At 68.4% G+C, this 18,587-nt stretch carries 17 protein-coding genes; 7 read left to right on the top strand and 10 right to left on the bottom strand.

All coding sequences use genetic code 11. From position 1 onward, the window contains the following. Positions 1 to 42: 42 nt before the first annotated feature. From argB to slmA, 3 genes are all read left to right on the top strand, one after another. Positions 43 to 957: an acetylglutamate kinase gene (gene argB / locus QT382_RS09130; RefSeq protein WP_289253720.1), complete on the top strand. Its 915-nt coding sequence runs from the start codon at positions 43 to 45 to the stop codon at positions 955 to 957. Between the two features lie 185 nt (positions 958 to 1,142). Then, positions 1,143 to 1,814, top strand: a complete 672-nt coding sequence (locus QT382_RS09125; RefSeq protein WP_289253719.1) for a response regulator — start codon at positions 1,143 to 1,145, stop codon at positions 1,812 to 1,814. Positions 1,815 to 1,849: 35 nt separating this feature from the next. Then, the gene (slmA, locus tag QT382_RS09120) at positions 1,850 to 2,491 is read left to right on the top strand and encodes a nucleoid occlusion factor SlmA (RefSeq protein ID WP_289253718.1); all 642 of its coding nucleotides are present in this window, start codon (positions 1,850 to 1,852) and stop codon (positions 2,489 to 2,491) included. Positions 2,492 to 2,503: 12 nt separating this feature from the next. Here the strand turns inward: slmA and QT382_RS09115 are convergent, their stop codons facing one another. The 3 genes from QT382_RS09115 to QT382_RS09105 form a co-directional block, all read right to left on the bottom strand. Further along, the gene (locus QT382_RS09115) at positions 2,504 to 2,833 is read right to left on the bottom strand and encodes an urease accessory protein UreE (RefSeq protein WP_289253717.1); all 330 of its coding nucleotides are present in this window, start codon (positions 2,831 to 2,833) and stop codon (positions 2,504 to 2,506) included. Positions 2,834 to 2,839: 6 nt separating this feature from the next. Then, on the bottom strand, positions 2,840 to 4,258 hold the full coding sequence (locus QT382_RS09110; protein WP_289253716.1) for a flagellar biosynthesis protein FlhF: 1,419 nt from the start codon (positions 4,256 to 4,258) through the stop codon (positions 2,840 to 2,842). 115 nt (positions 4,259 to 4,373) lie between these two features. Further along, the gene (locus QT382_RS09105; RefSeq protein ID WP_502929858.1) at positions 4,374 to 4,856 is read right to left on the bottom strand and encodes a GNAT family N-acetyltransferase; all 483 of its coding nucleotides are present in this window, start codon (positions 4,854 to 4,856) and stop codon (positions 4,374 to 4,376) included. Between the two features lie 174 nt (positions 4,857 to 5,030). On the opposite strand from QT382_RS09105, the gene QT382_RS09100 reads away from it, so the two are divergent. Beyond that, on the top strand, positions 5,031 to 5,873 hold the full coding sequence (locus QT382_RS09100) for a response regulator transcription factor (protein ID WP_289253715.1): 843 nt from the start codon (positions 5,031 to 5,033) through the stop codon (positions 5,871 to 5,873). A 16-nt stretch (positions 5,874 to 5,889) separates the two neighbouring features. Here QT382_RS09100 and QT382_RS09095 read toward each other — a convergent pair whose 3' ends face one another. After that, positions 5,890 to 7,188: an endonuclease/exonuclease/phosphatase family protein gene (locus QT382_RS09095; protein ID WP_289253714.1), complete on the bottom strand. Its 1,299-nt coding sequence runs from the start codon at positions 7,186 to 7,188 to the stop codon at positions 5,890 to 5,892. 223 nt (positions 7,189 to 7,411) lie between these two features. Between QT382_RS09095 and QT382_RS09090 the strand changes: the two genes are divergently transcribed. Next, the gene (locus QT382_RS09090; RefSeq protein WP_289253713.1) at positions 7,412 to 7,972 is read left to right on the top strand and encodes a hypothetical protein; all 561 of its coding nucleotides are present in this window, start codon (positions 7,412 to 7,414) and stop codon (positions 7,970 to 7,972) included. An 8-nt stretch (positions 7,973 to 7,980) separates the two neighbouring features. Here QT382_RS09090 and QT382_RS09085 read toward each other — a convergent pair whose 3' ends face one another. Both QT382_RS09085 and QT382_RS09080 read right to left on the bottom strand, forming a co-directional pair. Next, complete coding sequence (locus QT382_RS09085) at positions 7,981 to 9,639, bottom strand: NAD(P)/FAD-dependent oxidoreductase (protein ID WP_289253712.1); 1,659 nt, start codon at positions 9,637 to 9,639, stop codon at positions 7,981 to 7,983. Positions 9,640 to 9,827: 188 nt separating this feature from the next. Beyond that, positions 9,828 to 9,983, bottom strand: a complete 156-nt coding sequence (locus QT382_RS09080) for a hypothetical protein (protein ID WP_289253711.1) — start codon at positions 9,981 to 9,983, stop codon at positions 9,828 to 9,830. Positions 9,984 to 10,102: 119 nt separating this feature from the next. Between QT382_RS09080 and QT382_RS09075 the strand changes: the two genes are divergently transcribed. Then, a complete protein-coding gene (locus tag QT382_RS09075; RefSeq protein WP_289253710.1) occupies positions 10,103 to 10,768 on the top strand; it encodes a histidine phosphatase family protein in 666 nt (221 codons plus the stop codon). Here QT382_RS09075 and QT382_RS09070 read toward each other — a convergent pair. Then, positions 10,765 to 11,592, bottom strand: coding sequence for a class I SAM-dependent methyltransferase (locus QT382_RS09070; RefSeq protein WP_289253709.1), 828 nt, complete (start codon positions 11,590 to 11,592; stop codon positions 10,765 to 10,767). The genes QT382_RS09075 and QT382_RS09070 overlap by 4 nt on opposite strands. A gap of 72 nt (positions 11,593 to 11,664) precedes the next feature. Further along, a complete protein-coding gene (locus QT382_RS09065; RefSeq protein WP_289253708.1) occupies positions 11,665 to 12,648 on the bottom strand; it encodes a formylglycine-generating enzyme family protein in 984 nt (327 codons plus the stop codon). A gap of 71 nt (positions 12,649 to 12,719) precedes the next feature. Here QT382_RS09065 and QT382_RS09060 point away from each other — a divergent pair, with 71 nt between their 5' ends. Next, entirely contained in the window at positions 12,720 to 13,946 is a 1,227-nt protein-coding gene (locus QT382_RS09060; protein WP_289253707.1) for a class I SAM-dependent methyltransferase, read from the top strand. 10 nt (positions 13,947 to 13,956) lie between these two features. Here QT382_RS09060 and QT382_RS09055 read toward each other — a convergent pair whose 3' ends face one another. Next, positions 13,957 to 15,675, bottom strand: coding sequence for an MFS transporter (locus tag QT382_RS09055; RefSeq protein WP_289253706.1), 1,719 nt, complete (start codon positions 15,673 to 15,675; stop codon positions 13,957 to 13,959). 693 nt (positions 15,676 to 16,368) lie between these two features. Beyond that, positions 16,369 to 18,504 (bottom strand): prolyl oligopeptidase family serine peptidase, encoded by a 2,136-nt coding sequence (locus tag QT382_RS09050; RefSeq protein ID WP_289253705.1) that lies wholly within the window; start codon positions 18,502 to 18,504, stop codon positions 16,369 to 16,371. Between the last annotated feature and the right edge of the window lie 83 nt (positions 18,505 to 18,587).

The following is an 18,587-nucleotide window of genomic DNA, read 5'->3' as shown; positions in this document are numbered from 1 at the left end:
CCTACAATGCCCGCCAACCCCAGTCACAGCTGCCGTACCGCCATGAAGAACGAGCCGAATCCCCACGCCGCCGACGTCTCGCACATTGCACCGCGGGAGAAGGCAGAGATCCTGTCGCAGGCGCTGCCCTATATCCGCAAGTTTCACGGCAAGACCATCGTCATCAAGTACGGCGGCAATGCGATGACCGATCCGGTGCTGCAACAGGACTTTGCCGAAGACGTGGTGCTGCTCAAGCTGGTCGGCCTGAATCCGGTGGTGGTACACGGCGGTGGACCCCAGATCGAGGATGCGCTGAACAAACTGGGTAAGAAGGGGCATTTCATCCAGGGCATGCGGGTGACCGATGCCGAGACCATGAGCGTCGTGGAATGGGTGCTGGCCGGCGAGGTGCAACAGGACGTGGTGGGTCTGATCAATGCGGCCGGTGGCAAGGCCGTGGGCCTGACCGGCCGCGACGGCGGCATGATCCGCGCCCGCCAGCTCAAGATGGTGGACAAGGACGATCCGGCCAAGGAGCACGACATCGGACAGGTCGGCGACATCGTCTCCATCGACCCCAGCGTGGTCAAGGCGCTGCAGGACGACCAGTTCATTCCGGTGGTCAGCCCGATCGGCTTTGGCGAACACAACGAGAGCTACAACATCAATGCCGACGTGGTGGCAGCCAAGCTGGCCACCGTGCTGCAGGCCGAAAAGCTCCTGATGCTCACCAATATCCGCGGCGTGCTGGACAAGGCCGGTGAACTGCTGACCGAGCTGACGCCACGCAGGATCGACGAGCTGGTGGCCGACGGCACGATCAGCGGCGGCATGATCCCCAAGATCGCTGGCGCCATCGATGCGGCCAAGAGCGGGGTCAACGCCGTCCACATCATCGACGGCCGGGTGCCGCATGCGATGTTGCTCGAAATTCTGTCGGACCAAGCCTACGGAACAATGATTCGGTCTCACTGAGACCGAAGGCTTGTTCCGCGTTTGACCGAAGGGAGAACTTGCGATGATTCGGTCTCACTGAGATCGAATGCTCGCTTACCCGCGACTTCAAACGTGGGGGTGGGCCTCCTGACCTCGGGTGGACGCGCATTGTTGGCCCGAGCTTCGCTGCAGAGAATTCCAGCCTTTCCGGAACGTCTTTTTCCATGTCCCGTTTTTCGCTGTTGATCGTTGAGGACCAGGTCCGTTTCCGTGATGCCTTCACCCATGCGCTGGCCGGCAGCGAAGACATCCACCTGCTGGGCATCGCCCAGGACCTGCCCAGTGGCCGCCACATGTTCGACCAGTTCCGGCCCGATGTGCTGCTGGTGGACCTGGACCTGCCAGGCGGCAGCGGCATCGAGCTGATACGCCATGCCTCGGCCACGCACCCCGACTGTGACGTGATGGTGATCTCGGTGTTCGGCGACGAGCAGCATGTGCTGTCCAGCATCGAGGCCGGCGCCACCGGCTATCTGCTCAAGGACGCGCTGGCCCTGGAACTGCCCACGCAGCTGCGCTCGCTGCGCGCCGGCGGCAGCCCGATCAGCCCGGTGATCGCACGCCGCCTGCTGATGCGCCTGGCTCCCTCGGCCCCGCACCTGGCCAGCAATGCCTTGCCCTCGGGCGACGAATCGGCCGTGGCCCTGTCCGAGCAGGAGTCACGCGTGCTGCACCTGGCGGCCAAGGGCTTCACCTTCGACGAGATCGCCCAGTTCATGCAGGTCTCGCCGCACACGGTGATGACCTACGTGAAGCGCACCTACCGCAAGCTGCAGGTGCGCAGCAAGGTCGAGGCAATTTACGAGGCACGCCGCCTGGGCTGGTTGCGCGATTGAAAACGGGCCATCGGGCTGTGCAAGAATCGTTCGCCATGTCCGATGCCAGCCCCAACCTCAGCGAGTCCCCAGCGCCAGCGGCCGGCGAGGCGCCGCGTCGACGTCCCAAGCCGGGCGAGCGCCGGGTGCAGATCCTGCAGACCCTGGCCGGCATGCTGGAACAACCCGGTGCCGACCGGGTGACCACCGCGGCCCTGGCGGCCAAGCTGGAGGTCAGCGAAGCGGCGCTCTACCGCCACTTCGCCAGCAAGGCCCAGATGTTCGAGGGCCTGATCGAATTCATTGAAAGCAGCATCTTCACCCTGGTCAACCAGATCAGCGAGCGCGAGGGGTCAGGTCTTGCTCAGGCGCAGAAGATCGTTTCCGTGCTGCTGCAGTTCGGCGAACGCAATCCGGGCATGAGTCGCGTGATGGTCGGCGATGCCCTGGTCTACGAGAACGAGCGCCTGGTGGCGCGCATGAACCTGTTCTTCGACCGCATCGAATCTTCGCTGCGCCAATGTCTGCGCCAGGCGGCCGAGGAGGCCGGATCAAGCACGCCCACGGTGGCGGCCAATGCCCAGGCCTCGGTCCTGGTCAGCTTCGTGATCGGCCGCTTGCAGCGCTATGCCCGCTCGGGCTTCAAGCGCGAGCCGACCGAGCAACTGGAAGCGGCGCTGCGCATGCTGGCCGGCTGAACTCAGTCTTCATCAGTGTTTGCAGTGAGGCCCATGCACATGGGGCTCGGCAGCTGAGACCTTGATGCCTATGGACTTGCGCGCGGGAGCGTGCTCGTGATGATGGCCGGCCTCCGGCGCGATCACTCGCACCATCGACCCATCGTCCACCAGCAGCACGTCGCCGTCGCAGAGCTGGCTGCCCTCGGGCAGGTCCACGCTGAGCAATCGCCCCAGGCTGTCGGTCGCTTCGAAGCGATTCAGCTTGCAGCTGGCCGCATCCAGTTCGACCGTGGCGGCGCGCTTGACCAGGGCCGGGGCCAGGCCTTGGCCATGGGGGAAGAGCTTGTTGACGATGGGCATGGCAGTTCAGAAATCGACGGCACGGGTTCGCATGCCACGGGCGACCATGGTCGCATTGATCAGCTGGGCCTGCTCGCGAGTCGCGAAGGGCCACACGGTGGGCACATAGCCGGCCGGCGTCTGCAACACCTGCAGCTGAAGGGAATCCGGCTCCTTGGTGACGCCGCTCAGCATGGACTTCATCCGTGCGAGATAGGCCTCGGCCTCCTCGCGTTTGGCGCTGGCCGGGCCGACCAGGGCGACCTGGCGGCTGCCGAGTTTGGGAATCACAGGCGCCACCTTGCGCTCGGGCGGGGCCTCCGCCTGCTGGGAAGCAGGCGGGGTCGCTGCCGTTGCCGCGGCCGGAACCTTGTCGGGCTTGCCAGGGGCGCTGGCCGTCGCCGCCGCTGGTTCGCTGGCCGACGAAAGCAGGGGAGGTGCCTTGTTGGGACGCTGCGGGACCAGGCGGGGCCGGATGTCGGCCTGCGGGCCCGAGGCCTGGTCCGGCAGTTCCGAAGCCGGCACGCCATGCGGCATCGCAGCGGCCGGCAGGGCCTGGCTGGCCGGCAGGGGTTGAGGTTCGGCGGTCGAGGCCGGAAGACCGGCCGGTGCTTGCGATGAAGCCGGCATGGCGGTGGTCGATGCCGGTGGCGCCATTGTCGAGGCCGGCGCCGAGGCGGCTGCCGTGACCGCGGCGGCCTCTTGGCCAGCCTGGCGCTGCCCCCACCACAGTGCGCCCAGGCCGCCGACCAGCAGCAGCACGGCGGCGGCGCTGCGGACCGGGCTGATGCAGCGCTTGCCGGCGATCATCAGGTGGCGGCCCATGCCCTGGCCGACCAGGACCCGGGTGCGCGAGCTGCCGGCGTCGATGCCGGCGCTGACGAGGAAGAGCTCGAAAGGCCAGGCGCCACCGCGGTGCTTGGCCGAGCCGCGCGCCACGAAGTCCTCGTCGACTGCGGCCGTGCGTCGCGGCCAATGCGGGTCGCCTGGCGCCTCGTTGTAGCCGTAATCCAGCGCAAACCGGGCCACCTTGGCCGCGGCCAGCCCGGGAATCAGCTCTTCGCTGAACACCGGCCACTGCCAGTGGTTGCCCCAGCGCTGGCGGCGCATCCGGAACAAAAGATTGCGCAGCGGCTGCAGCCAGGCCGGGCCACCGCCGGTGCGGGGCGCGATCTCGGCTTCGAAGCGGCTGAAGGCGCCAGGACCATCGGCGGCGTCGTCGCCGTCGGCATCGCCGGACTCGGCGTCGCGGGTCTCGGCCTCATGGACCAGCGGGTCCGGCACCTCTTGCGTCAGCACCGGTTCCATGGGCACCGGCGGGCGCCGGTTCTGGCGCATGAAGGGCAGGGCGATCACGCCGACCGTGTGCACGTCGAAGGCACTGATCCGCTTGGCCAGCGGATGCCGGTTGTGCCAGGCCACGATCTGCTCGGTCAATCGCTCCATGCTGCAGGTAGGGGGAGGGGGATCCAGCGGGCATTATCCCGGTGCATCGAGGGCCTGATCGGCCGATCTGGCGCCGAATCCCCGCACTACAGGGCGCTGGCCGCCCCTGCCGGTGTCAGAGCGCCAGCGTCATGAACACGCTGTAGGGGTCTTCCTCGTAGTCGCCGAAGGGGCCGCAGACCTGGAAGCCGGCGCTGGCGTAGAGCCGGCGTGCCGGTTCGAAGGCCGGCTGCGAGCCGGTCTCCAGGTTCAGGCGCGAGAGCCCACGGCGGCGGGCCTCGGCCAGGATGTGGTTCAGCATCAGCCTCCCGGCGCCCTTGCCCCGGTGGGCCTGGCCGGTGCGCATGGACTTGATCTCGCCATCGCCGGCAGGCCCCTGCATCAGGGCGCCGCAGCCCAGCAGCTCGCTGCCCTGCCAGCAGGTCCAGAAGCTGATCTCGGGCCGGCGCAGCTTGCTCAGGTCCAGCGCGTGCACGCTCTCCGGCGGCGAGAGTTCGTGCATGTGGCGCAGGTGTTCTTCCAGCAGGGCGCGGATTTCGGGACCGCTGAGGTCGTCGAGGCGGATGTCCATGGTCGGGTTCAAGGCATTGGTGCTCAAAGGCAAGTCCGGGTGCAAGCCGCATGCCAGCCGAATCCTGGCCCCAACGCTTCGGTTCGTCGACCGGGGTGCCGCAACTTGGTGCGAGATCCCCATCCTGGTGCCTCGGAGGGCTCGAAGACCCCGCCGCCGTCCGGTCCGCGCCCGGCACGGCGCTTGCAATCAGATGGCTCGATGACTGACCAGCCACCGCACCGCACCGCCGACGATCCCGACCATGCCAGCCTGGAGCCGGCCCTGCCCAGCGCACCGCCGGCCACGGCCCATGGCGAGCGGGTGCTGCTGCTGAGCAGCCTGCCCAAGGCCTGGGCCGCCCATGTGGATGCGATGGAGGAGTCAGGCTACTCGGTCGAGCTGCTGGCGCCGCGCTGGCCCCTGCCGGCCGAGATCTCTGCGCCCGACCTCGTGATCCTGGATGCGCCCGAGCCGCGCCAGCTGGAGCTGTTGAGCCGGCTCAGGGTCGAGAGCAGCCTGCCGGTGATCGTGCTGTGCCTGGCCGGCGTGGAAGGCATGGTCGAGGGCGCGATGGCGGCCGGGGCCAGCGACTGCCTGCTGGCGCCGGTGCGGCCGCGCGAATTGCTGCAGCGCATGTCGGCGCTGCTGAGGCGTGCGTCGGATCGGCCGCGCAGCGCACTGGACGCCTTCGGCCACGCCAGCATCGCCGTGCGCGAGTCCGATGGCTGGTGCCTGTGGCAGACGGCGCTGGCGCGTTCGCTGATGGCCGAGTTCTTCAGCGGCGGGCATTTCGAGCGCGGCCGCCTGCCGCCCGAGCTGCTGCTGTGGCTGCACCGCGAGGCCCTGCGCCGCCGGGCCGGTGCCGAGCCGGGCGAGCTGACCGTGCTGGCCCAGTGGCGGGCCTCGCGCGGTCGCTCACCGCGGCCCAGTGCGGCGGCCCTGGTGGCGCGCAGCGAGCGGCGCCTGAGCTTCACTCTGCACGAGGCCGACCCCGAGGCCCTGGGCGAAGGCCAGTGGCTGATCGTGCTGCACGAGGCGGCCGAGGAGCGCCCCGGCCGCTAGCGAATGTGGCCTGCGCTCAGCGCAGGTCTATGCTCATCACGATGGGGCAGTGGTCCGAAGCACCCAGCACCGGGTCGCTCTTGCCGGCCGGGGGCGGCAGGCTGTCGCCGAAGGCGCCAATGCCGACCTTCTGCGCGCCCAGCACCTTGGCCTTGAGCTTGTCAGCGACGACGAAGTGGTCCAGGCCGATTGCGTTGCGGCAGCCCAGGCCCGAGGCTTCGCCGAGCGGCGCCATGTCCTCGCGGCGCAGCGCCTCGGTCTTGGAGCGGTCGCACAGGGCGGCCAGCTTCGGGTCCAGCTTGCACTCCATCGGCACGAGAGCGGCGCGGGTGTTGGCCGGCTCGCCGTCGAACACTTCCTTGAACAGGTTCTGGGTCTTCACGCCGGCCGGCAAGGGCTTGGCCAGGTCGGTCGAACCATCGCTGCGCAGGGCCTTGGCGCCCTCGACCTCGTTGGCCTCGTGCCAGAGGTTGCGGTTGAAGTCGCCCAGCACGATGAACTGGTCCGAGGTCGCCGCCAGCTTTTCCACCGCGGCCTCGATGGGCGCGACCTGCTGCTGCAGGGTGGGGCAGGGATCGGTGAAGCCGCGGTCCTTGTTGCTGCGGTCCTGGTCCAGGCGGCCGCGGCCGTCCAGCGGGCTCACGCAGCTGGACTTCAGGTGCACGGTCATGAAGCTGGTGCGCTTGTCGGCGATCTTCAGCGTCAGCACGAAGCCGGGGCGGACCTGGTCCTTGTCCGCGACCTCGGGCAGGGTCATCGCGTCTTCGGTGCGGCAGTCGCCGGCGCCCAGTTCCTTGCGCCAGGCGAAGGCCAGGCGCTGGACCTTGAAGCGGCCGTCGAACGAGCAGACGTTGTAGCGTTCGGCCGCGGCGCCCAGGGCTTCACGAACGGCGGCCGTGCCCGAGACTTCCTGGAACGCGATCACGTCGGCGCGCACGTCCTTGTCGAGGATCTGGGCGATGCGCTGGTTGCGCTCGGCCCAGGCGGCCGGCGTGACGGCGAGCTTGCTGCGGTCCGGGCCTTCGTAGACGCCGCAGGGCGGCATCCTGGACAGGTCCAGGCCTTCCAGTTGCGAACGCGATTCCTTGATGAACCAGCCCACCGTGGCGCCGGCCGCGCCCTCGGGAGCGACGCGCCAGACACCGTCGGCGGCGCTCTTGGCGTAGGGCTTGCTGCATTGGGCGATCCAGGCCGGCAACTCGGCGGTGGAGACATGCCAGCCCAGGTTCCAGCTGGCCACGCGCAGCGGCTGGGCGCTCGCGGTTGACGACGAGGCGGTCGCGGCGGCCAGGATCAGGGCGAGGGGGTACTTCATGGACGACAGGGCGTTGTTGGGGAAGGCGCCGCGATGGTAGCGGCGTCTGCGGCCAGGATCTGACCAGCTGGTGAGACTTTGCACTTTTTCACGGTAATCGCCCCGGCGTTGGGCCATGCCCCCACAACCTCGGGGCTGTCCCGCAGACGTGCGACAGGGCCGCGGCCCAGAATCGGGCCATTCGATTCCTTCATCCACCAGACCCGCAGGGAGCGGACCATCCATGCGACGTAGCGGCCGACGACTTGTCTCCTTGTTCTCCGGCGTAGGCCTGTACCTGGCGGCTCAGGCCATGGGGCAATACCTGGGCCGCAACGGCGTGCCGCGCAGCTGGGTCACCTTGTTCGGCGCGCGCGGCAGCCTCAGTGTGCAGATCGCCGAAGCCCTGATCCTGGCGCTGCCGGTGTTCGCGTTCTGCCTGGTCTGGGCCTGGCTGACGGTGCGCCCCTGGGGGCGTGCCCGCCATGCCCATACCGCCTGGTGCGTGGCGGGTGTAGGCCTGGGCGTGGTGGGCTGGCTGCTGTTCGGCGTGATCCGTTTTGCGTTGAATCCGCCGGCCTCGGAAGTGCCCGTCAGCTACATGCTGATGCGCTATTCGCAGGCACCGCTGTTCGGTGCGCAGTTCTCGCTCGCGGCGCTGCTGGGACTGGCCCTGGCGGCGTGGGGGGTGGACCGCTACCTGCGCAAGCACCCGCCGCGCCGTTCGCGACGGCACGACATGGGCTTCAAGGCACCGGAGGCGCTGGGCCCGATCAGCACGTCGCCGCCCGCCGCCAACAGCTGAGCCTGGCGTCAGGCGGCCGTGCCCAGCAGGGCGCGGCCCACCGCCTCAGCCACCTCGATGCCGTCCACGCCGGCCGACATGATGCCGCCGGCATAGCCTGCGCCTTCGCCGGCCGGGTACAGGCCCTTGACGTTCAGGCTCTGGTAATCCTTGCCGCGCGTGATGCGCAGCGGTGACGAGGTGCGCGTCTCGACCCCGGTCAGCACCGCGTCGGGCCGGTCGAAGCCGCGGATCTGGCGGGCAAAGGCCGGCAGGGCCTCGCGGATCGCTTCCAGCGCATAGTCGGGCAGGCTGCCGCGGCCCTTCTGCTGCAGATCGGTCAGCAGCACGCCGGGCTTGTAGGACGGCACGACGTCGCCGAACTCGCGGCTGACCTGGCGCTTGATGAAGTCGCCGACCAGGGAGCCCGGCGCGATGTAGCCGCCGCCGCCCAGCTCGTAGGCGCGCGACTCCCAGAGGCGCTGGAAGGCCATGCCGTCCAGCGGATTGACCGGGCTGCCGTCGCGCTTGCCGTCCTGCCGGTAGTCCTGCGGGTCGAGGTTGACCACGATGCCGGCATTGGCGTTGCGCTCGTTGCGCGAATACTGGCTCATGCCATTGGTGACCACGCGCTCCGGCTCGGAGGTGGCGGCCACCACGGTGCCACCCGGGCACATGCAGAAGCTGTAGACGGCGCGGCCGTTCTTGGCGTGGTGGACCAGCTTGTAGTCGGCTGCGCCCAAGATGGGATGGCCGGCATTGGGGCCGAAGCGGGCGGCATCGATCAGGCTCTGCGGATGCTCGATGCGGTAGCCGATGGAGAAGGGCTTGGCCTCCATGTAGACGCCGCGCTCGTGCAGCATCTTGAAAGTGTCGCGGGCGCTGTGGCCCAGGGCCAGGATCACATGCTCGGTGCGGATCTGCTCGCCGGACTCCAGCGTCACGCCACGCACCTGGCCGTCCTCGATCAGGACATCCGACAGCTTCTGCTGGAAGCGGATCTCGCCGCCCAGCGCCTCGATCTCGGCTCGCATCTTGATGATCATGGAGACCAGGCGGAAGGTGCCGATATGGGGCTTGCTGACGTAGAGGATCTCGTCCGGCGCGCCGGCCTTGACGAACTCGGTCAGCACCTTGCGGGTCAGGTGGCGCGGGTCGGAGATCTGGCTGTAGAGCTTGCCGTCCGAAAAGGTGCCGGCGCCGCCTTCGCCGAACTGCACATTGGATTCGGGGTTGAGTTCCTGCTTGCGCCACAGGCCCCAGGTGTCCTTGGTGCGTTCGCGCACCGGCTTGCCGCGCTCCAGCACGATGGGGCGCAGACCCATCTGGGCCAGGATCAGGGCGGCGAACAGGCCGCAGGGGCCGAAGCCGACGACCACGGGCCGGGGCTTCTCGGAGGCCGCGAAATCGGCCGGCGCATGGCCGACGAACTTGTAGCGGGTGTCCGGCGTGGCGCGGATCTGGTGGTCGCCACTGTGGCGGGCGAACACGGCGGCTTCGTCGGCCAGCTCGCAGTCGATCGTGTAGATCAGCGTGATCGCGGTCTTCTTGCGGGCATCGTAGCCGCGCTTGAAGACGTGGAAGGACTTCAGGTCTGCATCCGCGATGCCGAGCCGCGCCACGATGGCGGGGCGCAGCTCATCGTCTGCATGAGTGAGGGGGAGACGGAGTTCGGTGATGCGGAGCATGGTCAGGGCTCAAATCGAACGCTGGAAATAGAAACAGGCCCGTCAGGGCCTGTGGTCTTGCGGATTCAAGGCATCCGCAGGGCCGCCCCAAGGATGACTTGAGGCGATGTCATTGGCGGGCAAGCCCGCCGATGATCGCCGTCCCCTCGGGGGACCGCCCAGGTATTCCCTGGGCGAGGGGCCAACATTCAACCCGAATGCGGACGCTTGCCCGGGTTCTTCTTGCTGCGGGTGTGCGAACCACGCTCCAGGCTGCTGCGGTGGCCGGCGCCCATGCGCGACGGCGTGCCGGCCAGGCGCGGGGTGGCGCGGCGGTCGGCTTCGGTCTTGATCTTGTTGCCCATGATGGCTCCGATGAATAAGAAAAGGCGAAGCCGGACACGGGAGGTCCGGCGTGGGGCGGGATTCTACCCGGTCGCCGCCGTGACAGCCGCGGCGGGTTCCGGCCGGCGATGATGGCCCCATGGGAACCCTTCATCTGGTGCGCCACGGCCAGGCCTCGTTCGGCGCCGCGGACTACGACCAGCTCAGCCCCCTGGGCGAGCAGCAATGCGTCCGCCTGGGCGAGCATTGGAAGCAGCGCGGCCAGCGTTTCGACGCGGTGCTGCGCGGCTCATTGAAGCGCCATGCGCAGAGCTACGCCGGCATTGCGCAGGGTCTGGGCGGCCTGCCCGAGCCCCTGGTCTGGCCGGGCCTGAACGAGTACGACAGCGAGGCCGTGGTGCGGGCCATCCACCCGGGGCCATTGCCCCATCCCAAGACGGCAGAAGAAGTGCGCCAGCATTTCCGCCTGCTGCGCGAAGGCCTGCTGGCCTGGATGCGGGCCGAGTCCCGGCCCGAGGGCATGCCCGGCTTCGCCGAGTTCTCAGCCGGCGTGGCCGGGGCGCTGGGCCATGTGCGCGCCCATCATGCCGGCCAGCAGGTGCTGATCGTCTCCAGCGGCGGTCCGATCTCGGTGGCGGTGAGCCAGGTGCTGGCGGCGCCGCTGGAATCCACCATCGAGCTGAACCTGCGCATCCGCAACAGCGCGGTCAGCGAGTTCGTGTTCACGCCGAAGAAGCACGCACTGCTGAGCTTCAACAGCCTGGCGCACCTGGACGGCGCGCCAGACATGCAAACCTACGCTTAAGGCTTGACGAACTTCAGCGTCATGCGGTCGCTTTCGCCGATCGCCATGTACTTCTCGCGGTCCTTGTCCTTGTTGGTGTAGGTCGGCGGCAGGGCCCAGACGCCGTTCTCGTGCTCGGCCTTGTCCTTGGGATTGGCATTGACCTCGGAACTGGCCGCCAGCTTGAAGCCGGCCTTCTCGGCCAGCTGCACCACATAGGCCACGGGCACGTAGCCGGTGCTGGCCTTGTCGTCCATCTTGCGGTCGGCCGGCAGGCGGTGCTCGACCACGCCGAACACGCCGCCCGGCTTCAGCGCGGCGAAGGCGCCGTTGAAGACAGCCTGCACCTTGTCCTCGCCCTGGCCCACCCAGTTGTGGATGTTGCGGAAGGTGAGCACCAGGTCCACGCTGGCCGGCGGCGCGAAGCTCATGTCGCTGCGGGCCACGTCGAAGACGCCGATGCTGACCTTGTCGTACAGCGCCGGCGTGGCCGCCAGCCGGGTGCGCAGCCGCTCGACGCCGGCCTGGGCATTGGCGGGGGCCGACGGGGCCACGCCGGCACCCAGGATCAGCTTGCCCTGCGGCCGCAGATAGGGCGCCAGGATCTCGGTGTACCAGCCGCCGCCGGGGGCCAGCTCGACCACGGTCTGGCCCGGCTTGATGCCGAAGAACGCGAGCGTCTCGTAGGGATGGCGCCAGCTGTCGCGCGCGCTGTTGGCGGCCGAGCGGTGGCTGCCGGCGATGGCTGCCTTGAGGCCGTCGTCGGCCAGGGCCGGGCCGGCCAGCGAGGCGGCGGCCAGGGCGGCGGCCAGGGCGGCGGCCAGCCAGGTCTTGATCTTGTTCATCGTCAGGGCTCCCGGGATGGGTAGAGGAGGCGCCGAGTATGTCCGCTTGGCCTGACCCCTGCAGGAGGTCATTCATTCTCCCGGCTGGGTCTCGCGCAGCAACCGCATGCCGACCAGCACATAGCGGGTGTCGGGCGCGTTCCAGTTGCGGTAGCTGGAGCGGGCGTAGAAGGCCCAAGTGTGCCAGGAGCCGCCGCGCCGGACCTTGACCCCGCCGTCCGCCGGGCCCTGCGGATCGTCCACCGGCGAGACCTTGTAGTAGTCGTCGTCATGCCAGTCGGACACCCATTCCCAGGCATTGCCGTGCATGTCGTGCAGGCCCCAGGCGTTGGCGGCGAAGCTGCCCACCGGCGCGGTGAACACATGGCCGTCGCGGCCCTTCAGGGCCATGGCCTGCCAATGCGGCCAATGGCGGGCGCTGTCGGCATCGAACACATTGGCGGCGGCCAGCAGGCCGGCCGGGTCGTCGCCGCTGTGATAGCGGCTGCGTGTACCGGCCCGGGCCGCGTATTCCCATTCGGCCTCGGTGGGCAGGCGGTAGCGCCGGCCCTCGGTCTTGCTGAGCCAGTCGGCCAAGGCCTTGGCGTCGTTCCAGGTGATGTTGACCACCGGATGGTCCTCGCCCTGGGCGAAGCCGGGATTGCGCCAGGAGTAGCGCTTGTCGCGGCCTTCGAAGGCGTCGCCGCGGCGGGTCTTGGCCGGGTCGTAGTCGGGCCGCCAGCCATAGGCGCCGGTGCCGTCGGCTTCCGATTCGGGCACATAGCCCGAGGCCTCGATGAAGCGGCGGAACTGTCCGACCGTGACCTCGTGCTGGCCCAACCAGAAGCTGCGCGTGATGCGGACCTTGTGGACCGGCCCCTCGTCCTTCAGCAGCTCGAAGCGCTCGCGCGGCAGCTGGGGATAGGCGCGTGCCATGGACTCGGCGCTCTCCTCGCTGCCCATCAGGAATTCGCCGGCCGGGATGCGCACAAAGCGCATGCCCAGGCTGTTGACGGTCTGCGCCGAGGCAGCGCCGAAGCTGAGGAGGCAGAGCAGGGCGGCGACGGGAGATTTCATGCGGCCATGCTAGGCCGCGGGCCATCGCGGAAAATCGGGGCTTTCGCCAACCGGTCCGACCCTAGCTTCCGATGCTGTTCACTTCCTTGCTGCCCCATGACGCGCCCGACGCGGTTCAGCGATTTGCCCGCCTGGTCGAGACCGCCTGGGTCGAGGGCAAGCTCGCCAAGCTGCTCCTGAGCAAGCCCACCGGCGAGGCCGAGGCCACGCTGGAGCGGGTCACGGTGCGCGAAGTGCTGCTGCGCGGCGAGCGCCAGCTGACCTGGCTGTGGCGCCACCAGACCCGCGACATCACCAAGAACCACCCGTTCGACGAATCGTTGCGCCATCTGCTGGGCCTGCTCGGCACGCAGTTCCAGAACGCCCACCTGCTGACCGACAGGGAAGACGTGCAGCTGGCCTTCAGCCGCAAGGGCAAGCCCAGCCTGCGCGTGGGCAAGCTGGCCGGGGCCGAGACCGCCAAGGCCGAGCAGTCGCACGACCGCGAGAAGCAGCGGCTGCTGGAAATCGACAGCCCGTTCTGGACCGAGCTGGCGCTGACGCACGAGGTCAAGGGCCAGCGCCAGCTGGTGCCGGCCATGGCCCGCAAGTGGAAGCAGATCAACCGCTTCATCGAGATCTTCTCGAACGCCTTCCAGAACTCGCAGCTGGCCGCCAGCCCTGACGTCCATGTGGCCGACTTCGGCTCGGGCAAGGGCTATCTGACCTTTGCCATGCACGACTGGCTGAGCCGCCAGGGCAAGGATGCCCGCGTGGTGGGCGTGGAGCTGCGCGACGACATGGTGGCCCTGTGCCGCGGCGCGGCCGACAAGCATGGCCTGACCGGCCTGGTGTTCGACCAGGGCGACGTGCGCTCCTACACGCCGGCGCGGCTGGACGTGATGATTGCCCTGCATGCCTGCGACATCGCCACCGACTATGCGATCCACCTGGGCCTGCGCGCCGGGGCGCAGATCATCATGTGCTCGCCCTGCTGCCACAAGCAATTGCGGCCGCAGATGCAGATGCCGGCCATGCTCAGGCCGATGCTGCAGCATGGCATCCACCTGGGCCAGGAGGCCGAGATGGTGACCGACTCGCTGCGCGCCCTGCTGCTGGAGAGCGAGGGCTACGACTGCCAGGTGTTCGAGTTCGTGGCGCTGGAGCACACCAGCAAGAACAAGATGATCCTGGCCGTCAAGCGCGCCCAGCCGCTGCCGGCCGCGCGCCGCCAGGAACTGCTGGCCCAGATCGAGGCGATCAAGGCCTTCTACGGCATCCGCGAACAGGCCTTGCAGGAACTGCTCTGCGCGGCCTGAGGCTCAGGGTTCAGTCTGCACCTTGTGGTGCGGGCTGCGGACCATCGGCCGCAGCCATCTCGTCCAGCGCCTGCCAGCTGCGCGTGGCCAGGGCCAGCAGCACGATGCCGCCGAGCAGCGGGATCGCATAGATCAGCACATCGGCCACCGGTCGGAAGCCACCCATCTTGTCCATGTGATAGCGGGCATGCATGGCCAGCATCAGCGGTGCGGTCCAGAGCGCGGCGCGGCGCCAGACGCCGGCGGTGGCGCCCAGCACTTCGCGGCCGGCCAGCAGGAACAGGGCCGAGGCCACGAAGACCAGGGTGAAGAAGGTGCCGACTATGGGCTGGGCCTTGCCCAGCAGGTCGTGGTTGGCCCAGTAGGGAATCCAGAGCAGGCAGCAGACGCCCAGCACCACGGCCGATTTGCGGGCCCGGCCCACGGCCAGCGCGTCGCTGACCACGGTGGACCGCTTCAGGGCCGGCAGCAGCAGCAGGCCCATCGCACCGGTGATGGCGTCCACCAGCAGGGTGGTCGGATAGCCCCAGGCCTCGACCGCAATGCCCTGCCAGCTGGCGGCGATGGAGATCGCCAGGTTCTGCATGGCCATGTAGGCGGTGAACTGGGTGGCGGCGACCTTGGGATTGGTCACGTCCATGTAGATGGCGGCGCGGGTGCCGTACATCAGGCCCTGGAAGGCGTTGTACCAAACGGAGGCGATCCACAGCGCCGTGATCAGCTCGGGATTGGCCGGCCCGCCCACCTCGCGCGGCATCACATAGCCGTGCTGCTGCAGCTTCCACATCAGGTACAGCACCGGCGGACTCATGCCCAAGGTGTAGACGAACAGCGTGGGGCGACGGCCCAGCTTGTCCGAGACCAGGCCGCCCAGCACCATGCAGGCTGCTGACAGGATCAGGGTGACGCCGGTCAGCGTGCCCACCTCGTCGTCGCTCATGCCCAGCTCGACCGCCAGGTTGGTCTGCAGGGCCAGGCCCAGCGACATGGCGCCGGCCGGCAGCAGGGCGAAGAACACGCCCGATAAGGCGCCGCGGCTGCCGACGAAGGAACGGAAGGCATCGACCGAGAACTTCTTCATCTCGGCGATGGCGCCGCTCAGGCCGCCCATCGCGCGGTCGGCGCCCTCGGCCAGCGCTTCCTTCATGGGCAGGACCACGAAGCCGGTGACCGCCAGGATGCAGCCGGCCACGAAGATGAAGGTGGGCTGGAAGCCGACCCAACTGGCCAGGAACAGCACGCCGCTGCTGCCTATGGCCTGGCCCACGGCCGCGCCGCCAAACATCAGGCCGTTGGCGAGGCCGCGCTCGTCTTCCTTCAAGGTGTTGCAGGCCAGGGCGTCGATGGCCACGTCCTGCATGGCGCCGAAGCTGTTGTGTATCAGCAGGATGGCGGTGAACAGGCCCAGGCCGGCCGGCAGCGGCACCATCACCAGCACCAGCAGCGTGGCTGCCATCATGATCTGCGTGCCCAGGATCCAGCCGCGGCGGTGGCCCAGCATCTTGGAGCGGAACACGTCGATGAAGGGGCCGAAGGCCCACTTGAAGGCCCAGGGCAGGTAGAACGAGGCCACGAAGGCGCCGATCTCGGCCGGGCCCACACCCTGGCGGCGCAGCTGCGAGGCCACGGCCGTGGCTGCGAAGCCCAGCGGAATGCCCTCGGTCACGTACAGCAGGAAGAAAGCCGCCAGGCGGCCGCGGCTGGTGGCCAGCAGATTGGGGAGTCGCATGGGATGCGGTCAGGAACGCCACTGCGGCTGGGCTGCGGCCGCGGCGACCTTCCTCTATGGATATGAAAGTGGCCGGATTATCGGCAGGCCGGTCAAGCCGCCCTGACAGGTGAATCCCTGGCCCATCGCCTGGATTGGGGGTAGCGAAAGCCAGCAAGCAAAGAAGGCGGACCTCTTTCGAGGCCCGCCTGAAGAAGCGTGGACGCCGCCCTAGGACGCCGGTGGTCGACTCACCGGCATGGGGCCGCGGCGTGGACGCGCGGCAGCGCAGGGCCGGGCAGGCCTCCTGGCGGAGTCTGCAGCCTGGGCGCTGTGGAACTGCTTGGTGTCAGGGTGTGCGAAGCGGGGGACTGTCGCCCTCGCACCCGCTCCGGGAGGAGCAGGCTTGCCGGTGGTGGCAGGCGGGGCTGACGGTGTGTTTGGATCGCATGGCAGCTATCTTCGCCGCGTCCGGAAACGACAAAGCGGCGAAGAACGCCGCTCTGTCCAGCTTTTCTTGATGGCCCGGATTCCGGTTCAATAAACCGTTGCGAGAAAGCCCGCCTTATCTTTGCATTGCGGGCTGAGCGCCGGGCCGCCCCAAGCCGGCCCGCCTTGGGCAGTGCTTGCGGCTCAGGGCCGCAAGCGCCGCCGTCCCCTCGGGGGACCGACCGGGCTCGCCCGCGTTCAGCGTGGCGAGCCCGGGCGAGGGGCTCACTGCTTCGTGTCCATCTTGAAGGTGTTGGCGAAGAAGGCCAGCATGTCGGCGCGCTCCTCGATGATCTTCGAGGTGGGCTTGCCGGCGCCATGGCCGGCCGCGGTCTCGATGCGGATGATCTTGGGCGCGGCGCCGGTATCGGCGGCCTGCAGCGCGGCCGCGTACTTGAAGCTGTGCGCCGGCACGACGCGGTCATCGTGGTCGCCGGTGGTGACCATGACGGCCGGGTAGTTGCGCATGCCCTTGACCGTGTGCAGCGGCGAATAGGCCAGCAGGGCCTTGAACTGCTCGGCGTCCTCGCTCGAACCGTAGTCGGTGACCCAGGCCCAGCCGATGGTGAACTTGTGGAAGCGCAGCATGTCCATCACGCCCACCTGCGGCACGGCCGCGCCGAACAGCTCGGGGCGCTGGTTGACCACCGCACCGACCAGCAGGCCGCCATTGCTGCCGCCGTTCACCGCCAGCTTGGAAGGCTGGGTGTACTTGTTGGCGATCAGCCATTCGGCGCTGGCGATGAAGTCGTCGAACACGTTCTGCTTCTTCAGCTTGGTGCCGGCCTCGTGCCAGGACTCGCCGTACTCGTTGCCACCGCGCAGCGAGGCGATCACGTAGACGCCGCCCATCTTCATCCAGGTGGCGGCGGTGACGCCGTAGGTCGGGGTCATGGGCACGTTGAAGCCGCCGTAGCCGTACAGCAGGGTCGGGTTCGTGCCGTCCAGCTTCAGGCCCTTCTTGTGGGCGATGAAGATCGGCAGCTTGGTGCCGTCCTTGCTGGTGACGAATTCGCGGCGGGTCTCGAACTGCTCGGCCTCGAACGGGGTCTTGGGCTTCTGGAACACCGTGGCCTGGCCGGTGGCCACGTCGTAGCGCCAGACTTCCGAGGGCGTGGTCAGGCTGGTGTAGCTGAAGAAGGTCTCGGAATCGGTCCACTTGCCGCTGAAACCGGCGCCGCTGCCGACGCCGGGCAGCTGCACGTCGCGGACGAACTTGCCGTCCTTGGCATGGACCTTGACCAGGGTCGAGGCGTCGCGCAGGTAGCCGATCAGGAAGCGGCCGCCCACGGCATGGGCGCTGGTCATGGTGTCCGAAGTCTCGGCCACCAGGGTCTTCCAGGCGCTGCGGGCCGGCTTCTTCAGGTCGATGGCGATCAGGCGGCCGCGCGAGGCGCCCTGGTCGGTCTTGACGAAGAGGGTGCTGCCCTCGTTGCCGACCGCCGAGTACAGGGCGTCGAAGTCCTGCGTGATCACCTGCACCTTGGTGCCGGCCACGAAGCTGCCCTTGTTCAGCGGCAGCACGGCCAGGCCGTTCTTGCTGCCGGCGCCCTTCCAGATGGCTATGTAGACCAGGCTGCCGTCATCGCTGACCTCGGCGCCGAAGCCCCATTGCTTGTCGTCCTTGTTCTCGAACACCAGCTGGTCGGCCGACTGCTCGGTGCCCAGGCGGTGGTAGTAGAGCTTGTGGAAGTAGTTGGCGCCGGTCAGGGCGGCACCGGCCTTGGGTTCGTCGTAGCGCGAGTAGAAGAAGCCCTTGCCGTCCGGCGTCCAGGCGGCGCTGGAGAACTTGACCCAGCGGACCTCGTCCGTCATGTCCTGGCCGGTGGCCAGGTTGCGGACCTTCCAGCGCTGCCAGTCCGAGCCCGACTCGGCGATGCCGTAGGCGATCAGCTTGCCGTCCGGCGAGGGGATGAAGCCCGACAGCGCCACCGTGCCGTCCTTGGACAGGGTGTTGGGGTCCAGGGCCACCGTGGGCTTGTCGCTCAGCGAGGCAGCCGTATAGAAGACGCTCTGCTGCTGCAGGCCGTCGTTGCGGGTCCAGAAGTAGCGGCCGCCTTCCTTGAAGGGGATGCCGAACTTCTCGAAGTTGTAGAGATCGGTGTAGAGCTTGCGGGTCGGCAGGCGCTGGGGCATGTCCGACAGGAATTTGTCGGTGACGGCGTTCTGGGCCTTGACCCAGGCGGCGGTCTCGGCGCTGTTGTCGTCTTCCAGCCAGCGGTAGGGGTCGGCGACGCGCTGACCGTGGTAGACGTCTTGCTGGTCGGCCTTGCGCGTGGTCGGGTAGACCAGGCCTTGGGCCGCGGCGCCGGCGGCCAGGGCGATCAGGCCCAGGGCTGCCAGGGTGCTCTTGCTGTTCATGCGGGTTGTCTCCTCGAACGGGGGCGATGCTGCTGCTGCATCCCCGGGGCGCAATCCCCGAGGGCGCGCCATTTTGCCCAGAC

Origin of the sequence: Pelomonas sp. SE-A7, assembly GCF_030345705.1 — a bacterium.
Classification (GTDB): Bacteria; Pseudomonadota; Gammaproteobacteria; order Burkholderiales; family Burkholderiaceae_C; genus JAUASW01.
The sequence above is the reverse complement of the archived record's forward strand: the minus strand, read 5'-3'. Positions and strand labels throughout refer to the sequence as shown.

Bases quoted from the DNA above. Each gene is read 5' to 3' on its own strand.
- QT382_RS09050 (WP_289253705.1), bottom strand. From the start codon at position 18,504: ATGAACAGCAAGAGCACCCTGGCAGCCCTGGGCCTGATCGCCCTGGCC.
- QT382_RS09115 (WP_289253717.1), bottom strand. From the start codon at position 2,833: ATGCCCATCGTCAACAAGCTCTTCCCCCATGGCCAAGGCCTGGCCCCG.
- QT382_RS09055 (WP_289253706.1), bottom strand. From the start codon at position 15,675: ATGCGACTCCCCAATCTGCTGGCCACCAGCCGCGGCCGCCTGGCGGCT.
- argB (WP_289253720.1), top strand. From the start codon at position 43: ATGAAGAACGAGCCGAATCCCCACGCCGCCGACGTCTCGCACATTGCA.
- QT382_RS09095 (WP_289253714.1), bottom strand. From the start codon at position 7,188: ATGAAGTACCCCCTCGCCCTGATCCTGGCCGCCGCGACCGCCTCGTCG.
- QT382_RS09085 (WP_289253712.1), bottom strand. From the start codon at position 9,639: ATGCTCCGCATCACCGAACTCCGTCTCCCCCTCACTCATGCAGACGAT.
- QT382_RS09090 (WP_289253713.1), top strand. From the start codon at position 7,412: ATGCGACGTAGCGGCCGACGACTTGTCTCCTTGTTCTCCGGCGTAGGC.
- QT382_RS09100 (WP_289253715.1), top strand. From the start codon at position 5,031: ATGACTGACCAGCCACCGCACCGCACCGCCGACGATCCCGACCATGCC.
- QT382_RS09075 (WP_289253710.1), top strand. From the start codon at position 10,103: ATGGGAACCCTTCATCTGGTGCGCCACGGCCAGGCCTCGTTCGGCGCC.
- QT382_RS09070 (WP_289253709.1), bottom strand. From the start codon at position 11,592: ATGAACAAGATCAAGACCTGGCTGGCCGCCGCCCTGGCCGCCGCCCTG.
- QT382_RS09060 (WP_289253707.1), top strand. From the start codon at position 12,720: ATGCTGTTCACTTCCTTGCTGCCCCATGACGCGCCCGACGCGGTTCAG.
- slmA (WP_289253718.1), top strand. From the start codon at position 1,850: ATGTCCGATGCCAGCCCCAACCTCAGCGAGTCCCCAGCGCCAGCGGCC.
- QT382_RS09080 (WP_289253711.1), bottom strand. From the start codon at position 9,983: ATGGGCAACAAGATCAAGACCGAAGCCGACCGCCGCGCCACCCCGCGC.
- QT382_RS09110 (WP_289253716.1), bottom strand. From the start codon at position 4,258: ATGGAGCGATTGACCGAGCAGATCGTGGCCTGGCACAACCGGCATCCG.
- QT382_RS09065 (WP_289253708.1), bottom strand. From the start codon at position 12,648: ATGAAATCTCCCGTCGCCGCCCTGCTCTGCCTCCTCAGCTTCGGCGCT.
- QT382_RS09125 (WP_289253719.1), top strand. From the start codon at position 1,143: ATGTCCCGTTTTTCGCTGTTGATCGTTGAGGACCAGGTCCGTTTCCGT.